We start from the raw sequence: 6000 nt of genomic DNA on the forward strand, positions 1-6000 counted from the left end.
GATAATTGAATCCGTTAATCAGGCAGAGATTTCCTATTTTTAATTTATAAATGAAATGTCTGTATATAAATTATAACATTTTTTCAGAAAAATGCAAAGCAAAAATTGCGAAATTTCGCGAATTTTGCAACACCACCAAAATTTGATTAAAATATATATCATTTCTGTGATGCTTTATAATTATTTTTTTCGTGCTATTTCGCTGAATTACCATACCCATCAGCCATTCGCTCAAAACGTATAAGTATTTTAGCTTAATTTTACCACTTCACGATAGTTGATTTACAATTAAAAAACGCCTCTAAGAAGAGACGTTTTTAAACTATTTATTGCGGAGTTTCGTTGATGTAACATATGTAATATGATACGGTTCAACGAACCTCCGGGATATTATTTTTTTATGCGTTCATATACACAAAACCTGAGTTTCAGCTCATTGTGTACATCACAGCTTACACAATTGAATTCATTACGGCTGAACTCAGGAAAATATACATCGCCCTCATATTCGTCATAAAGCTCGGTGAGATACAATTTATCCGCATACCTGAGCCCCTGTCGGTATATCTCAGCTCCTCCGCAGAGGAAGATATGCCCTTCCCTTTTACGATGAATGTACGTTTCCGCTGCTTTGATGGCTTCATCGAGGTTTGAAACCGTTTTGAGCATCCTGCCTGTATAGTCTGTACTACCTGAAACCACGATATTGTATCTTCCCGGCAGCAGTCTTCCGATGCTCTCGTAGGTCAGTCTGCCCATGATGACAGCACCGCCCTGAGTTATATCTCTGAAATATTGTCTGTCCTCAGGAATATCCCACGGGATACTGCCATTTGATCCAATGACACCGTTAGCGGCAACTGCCGCGATAATGCATATCATTGTTTTTGCAGCTCAGCAAGGAGCTGTGAAACTGTCTTTCCGAATATTGGGTGGCGGTAGTAGGGTGCTATCTCAGCGGCAGGTTCAAGTACGAATCTACGGTTGTGCATATCAGGATGAGGAATTATCAGTTCCGTATCGGAAATCACTTCATCATCATAGAACACAATATCCACATCAAGCGTGCGCGGGCCCCAGTGTATCTTACGCCGACGGTCAGCCGCATTCTCTATGGACTGCGTAAATTCAAGCAATCCATGAGGGCTGAGCATCGTTTCGCATATCACCGCACCGTTCACAAAATCATCCTGTTCTGTATAACCGTAAGGCTTTGTTATAATAAGCTGCGAGCATTTTGCATTTCGTACATAATGACTTTTCTGCAGCTTTTCAATGGCGTTTTCCAGGTATCCCCTGCTCTCACCCATATTTGAACCGAGAGACAGCAGAACTCTGTGCCACCCCCTGTGTATCTTAACAGATACGGAATTGAAATCCATATCTATAGGAGCTTCGGGCTTGCGTACCTCCACATCCACTGCTCTCACAAGGGGAAACTCCAGCAGAATTGCTTCAGCAACTTTCTGTGCGGCAGTCTCTATCAGCTTGTAGGTATTTTCAGTCATTACCCTTTCAATCAGTGCGCAAACTTTACTGTAATCCACTGAATTTTCAAGGTCATCATTCATTCCTGCTTTTTCCGTATCCACATACAGAGCAGTATTGATATAGAAATTCTGTCCGTTTATATTTTCATGTTCAAAAACACCGTGATGTGCAAATATCTTCAGTTCTTCAATATTTATCTTATCCACGCTTGTATCCTCTCATTATCGCCTGTGTCATTTTAACTGCTCTGAGATTTTCCTTTACATCATGAACACGGACAAATGCAGCACCACGCATAACTCCTACGACGGTCGTTGCTATAGTACCCTCTACGCGCTGATCACTTGGAAGATCAAGCGTAAGTCCGATCACTGATTTTCTGGATGTACCCAACAGTACAGGATATCCCAGCTCATTTTTAAGTATATCCAGACGGTCGATCGCTTCAAGATTGTTTTCCAAAGACTTTGCAAATCCAACACCCGGATCAAGAATAATGGAATCATCGGCGATGCCCGCTCTTTTAGCGATTTCAACAGAATCGCGCATATCCTTTATAAGATCATCCATAAAGCAGTTATAGTTCATATCATCCCTGTTATGCATCAGGCAGCAGGGCAGACCTGTCTTTGCAATTAACTCTGCCATTTCACCATTGTCATATTTAAGTCCGTAAATATCATTGAAAAGATCAGCTCCTGCTTTTGCAGCAGCAGATGCGACTTTGTATTTGTATGTATCGATCGATACAGGAACATCGAATCTTGCTTTTAACGCTTCAATAACAGGTACTATCCTGCTTATCTCTTCATCATCGCTGATACGTACAAATCCCGGTCTTGTGGATTCTCCGCCAACATCAATGATATCAACACCCTCTGATATCATTTCCTCTGCATGAGAAATTGCCTTTTCGATGCTGTTGAACTTTCCGCCATCCGAGAAGGAATCAGGTGTAACATTGAGAATACCCATAATATAGCATTCGTTTGCCGTGTCAAATTCTCTCTTGCCAATTTTCATTATTATACCTCTATTTCCAAATTCATTTTATCTTTCTGCCATTTACACTGCGCCCTTGCATCACATTCAAAGCAATTTCGTGAGAGCTTATCAGCTTTACTGAATATAGCTTCCGGTGTATCAGGCTGCAGATCTGTTTTACGATGTCCTGCAATGAGACTGATGATCTTTTTACGGATTTCCTGCGGACAATCTATGCTTTCAAGTATCTCAGCTGCTATGGTCTGACTTGCAACATCATGGTCGATACCATCGGTATACTCCTGTATTCTGCCGATATCATGGAGAAGTGCGGCTGAATAGATGATATCAGCAGAGAGCTTGATACTTTTCTGTCCGCAAAGAATCATTGCGATTCTTGCAACGTTAAGAAAATGCTCCATATTATGACGACAGAAGATCCTGTCTTTTTCGAGCTCACACATTCTGTGGAGCTGATCCTGATAGTATTCGTTTTTCAGTATGCGGTTGGCATATACAAGTTTCATTTCATTGACCAGTCCCATAAATAGATTTATACTTTAACATTATAACACAAAACTATATAAATAGCAACATTGATTTTCGTAAAAGAAACAGCGAGAAGTGTAATTTTCCTTTCAGGGACAATCATTCACTACGTCACTTGCATACCAGCTTACATATCGGCACAGGCATTGATCATACAACAGTCTCCGGTGTAATAGATCTCTACAGCAATTAGTATATAGGAGTGAAATAATACAATGATGTTTGCCCGCATAATTGCCAATACGGAGAACACATAAAATTATTGTCACGAAGTGCCGCTTCGGGGCATCGTATTATTCGGTCACTATAAAAATGTAGTTTATTTGCCAAAATATAAAAGCAATTGTACCGCCTGGAGCCATTTAGAAACTTGATAAAGCACTCATATCCGCTTGGCTTATTATCAAGCAGTTCATCTGTCAATTTAGGAAAAAGCGAAAACTCCACATTTGTGCAAGAACAACAATAATACTTGACACAAATAAAGTTTTGTGTTATAATCATACTGAAATTCACTTCAAAAGAAGAAAAAGTCTATGAATCAATATAATCTTAAAAAGGGATGATGTAGCATGATGTCTATAAATGATTTCTCGTTTGAACAGGCTGTTGAATACTTCGGAAACTCCGTAAGCGCAGTCGTTGTCGCAGATGAAAAAGCCGATACTTACCGCGCTCTTGTGAGAAGGGGCGTATTCAACGATATTCTTGAAGATAAAGGCACTTATGTAGACCTTGTGCATACGCTTTGGTTCCACCGTTATGAGGACGGCAGAAAGATCACGGATGTATATAATGTGTTTATACCGAACATGGGCAAGTTCACAGGGAAATACAGCAAACGTCTGAAGCTGATAGTAAACGATATACCTTGCCTTGTACAGATGTCCATACTTCCGCTGGAGGAAGAAGGGCAGTATCTTTTCCTGCTTGATGAGCTTGATAAGCGTCTTCATGAAGAGGAATCTGAAACGGAGAACAAAGTAAGCTCGATACAGAACAATATCTATGTATTTACTATGGCGTTCGACCTTGTTAGCGATACGACCAGCAGCGTCGCACTTACGGAAATATCTAACGAGCCGCTGAATTATCAGATAAAATACTCCGAGTGGCGTGAAACTATCAAGGATATGGTTCCCGATGAAGATCGTCCGACATTTATGGAGCGCTCCGACCCTGATTATCTGCGTTCGCACTTCAAGCCCGGGCACGTTGAATCCTTCGATCTTCAGATGGTTAATCTCGACGGTATCTATCAATGGGTAAAGCTGATATTCAGTCGTATGGAAACAACGAACGAAGACGACTACCGCTTCGTTTACATGGTACAGAATATCCATGAAACAACGATGCAGATGAAAGCAACGCTGAAACAGTATGAGGAGCTTGCTTCTACCGACCCACTGACAAAAGTGTTCAATCACGGACGTATCGAGGCCGAGATGCGAAACGCTATAGAAAAGTACCGCAAAGAAGGCACATCTACGGGGCTTATGATACTCGATATAGACCACTTCAAGAACGTAAACGACCACTACGGTCATGCTGTGGGCGATACTACTCTGGTGAATCTTGCGAATATAATAAAGGATACATTCAGTGACAAAAATGTCGAGATAGGCCGCTGGGGCGGCGAGGAGTTTGCCGTAGTCGTTTACGGCGAGACGAAAGATTCGGTTTGTGAGCTTGCCGAAAAGCTTCGCAGAAATATCGAAGATTCGACGTTTGAGGTAATCGGAACTCTGACCGTCAGCATAGGCGTGACAGAACTGCGTTCCGAGGACAAATCACTCGAGTCGTGGTTCGCTCGTGCAGACCATTCTTTGTATACCGCAAAATCCGAGGGCAGGAATAGGGTGTACTATGAATGATTGAATCAGCACAGCCCCTAAAAGGGACACGAAGGTTTAGCATCGCATTTACTATCACTGGCAGCCGCTTAAGCGGCTGTCTTTTTTTGCCTACTTATTCTTACTACCCGTAAACGGGTCCATGTATTCTTTGAAACTTATTTGATCTGCCATATAATCTTCTTCCGTTTGGTTCTTTATGTATTCTTTGATTACTTTTTCATTACGTCCTACCGTATCTACATAATATCCCCTGCACCAAAAATGACGACTTCCATACTTGTATTTCAAGTTTGCGTGCCTATCAAATATCATCAATGTGCTTTTCCCCTTGATATATCCCATAAATTGTGATATACTTATATGTGGTGGAACACTTACGAGCATATGTATATGATCCGGCATTGCATTTGCCTCGATTATTTCTACTCCTTTCTGCTCACAAAGCTTTCTAAGTATCTGTCCTATGTCTGCCCTTATTTGTCCATAGATCACTTTTCTTCGATATTTTGGTGCAAACACTATATGATACTGACACCTATATGTCGAGTGGCTCAAATGTTTTATTTCGTTCTTCATGCTTATAACCTCCGTCTATTTTCTTTAGTAATGCGGTCGCCAAACCATTTACTATTGTATAATACTCGGAGGTTATTTTAAATCGCTTGCTGAAGCTTTTTTATCTCCCCCGGTAGAACCGGGGGTTTATTTTCGCTAAAGCACCAATTAAGCAACGGCGCTGAGCTTATTCAGCGCCGTTTTTGTTTTGAGGTGAGTTCTATGACAGCACGTAAAATACTTCCGCCCATTGGAGCAAGGATAATCAAATCGTCTGCTGCTGTGGCTTTGTGCATGATGGTGTATTATATACGAACGCATCTTCCCGTAGGTAATGGCATACCATTCTACAGCGCCCTTGCGGCACTCTGGTGCTTACAGCCCAGTTCAGATACCGCCAAGCACAATGCTGGACAGCGTTCCATAGGTACATTCATCGGTGCTCTGTACGGATTGATATTTATCTTACTGTTGCGTATCATCGGAATTACCGAAGCTATGCGAGTGTATCTTCTGGCATCACTTATGATCATACCGGTCATCTATCTGACCGTTGTACTTGATA

The 6000-nt window shown here is 41.4% G+C and carries 7 protein-coding genes; 2 read left to right on the plus strand and 5 right to left on the minus strand.

Features of this window, described 5'->3' with window-relative positions; all coding sequences use genetic code 11:
* Positions 1–390: 390 nt before the first annotated feature.
* The 4 genes from BM265_RS16340 to BM265_RS16355 are packed head-to-tail and all read right to left on the minus strand — an operon-like array spanning position 391 to position 3002.
* On the minus strand, positions 391–882 hold the full coding sequence (locus BM265_RS16340) for a dihydrofolate reductase (RefSeq protein ID WP_074963060.1): 492 nt from the start codon (positions 880–882) through the stop codon (positions 391–393).
* Positions 879–1697, minus strand: coding sequence for a 2-amino-4-hydroxy-6-hydroxymethyldihydropteridine diphosphokinase (gene folK, locus BM265_RS16345; protein ID WP_074963061.1), 819 nt, complete (start codon positions 1695–1697; stop codon positions 879–881). Before folK ends, BM265_RS16340 begins: the two co-directional genes overlap by 4 nt.
* Positions 1690–2514, minus strand: a complete 825-nt coding sequence (gene folP / locus BM265_RS16350; RefSeq protein WP_074963062.1) for a dihydropteroate synthase — start codon at positions 2512–2514, stop codon at positions 1690–1692. The genes folK and folP overlap by 8 nt, the downstream gene beginning before the upstream one ends.
* Before the next feature lie 2 nt (positions 2515–2516).
* Positions 2517–3002: an HD domain-containing protein gene (locus tag BM265_RS16355; RefSeq protein WP_074963063.1), complete on the minus strand. Its 486-nt coding sequence runs from the start codon at positions 3000–3002 to the stop codon at positions 2517–2519.
* A 594-nt stretch (positions 3003–3596) separates the two neighbouring features.
* Between BM265_RS16355 and BM265_RS16360 the strand changes: the two genes are divergently transcribed.
* Complete coding sequence (locus BM265_RS16360) at positions 3597–4898, plus strand: GGDEF domain-containing protein (protein ID WP_242940879.1); 1302 nt, start codon at positions 3597–3599, stop codon at positions 4896–4898.
* A 90-nt stretch (positions 4899–4988) separates the two neighbouring features.
* Here BM265_RS16360 and tnpA read toward each other — a convergent pair whose 3' ends face one another.
* The gene (gene tnpA, locus BM265_RS16365) at positions 4989–5456 is read right to left on the minus strand and encodes an IS200/IS605 family transposase (protein WP_074963064.1); all 468 of its coding nucleotides are present in this window, start codon (positions 5454–5456) and stop codon (positions 4989–4991) included.
* Positions 5457–5657: 201 nt separating this feature from the next.
* Here tnpA and BM265_RS16370 point away from each other — a divergent pair.
* A partial coding sequence (locus BM265_RS16370) for an FUSC family protein (RefSeq protein ID WP_177219620.1) occupies positions 5658–6000 on the plus strand: 343 nt, incomplete at its 3' end.

It is taken from the genome of Hominimerdicola alba, assembly GCF_900112155.1.
GTDB lineage: Bacteria > Bacillota > Clostridia > Oscillospirales > Ruminococcaceae > Hominimerdicola > Hominimerdicola alba_D.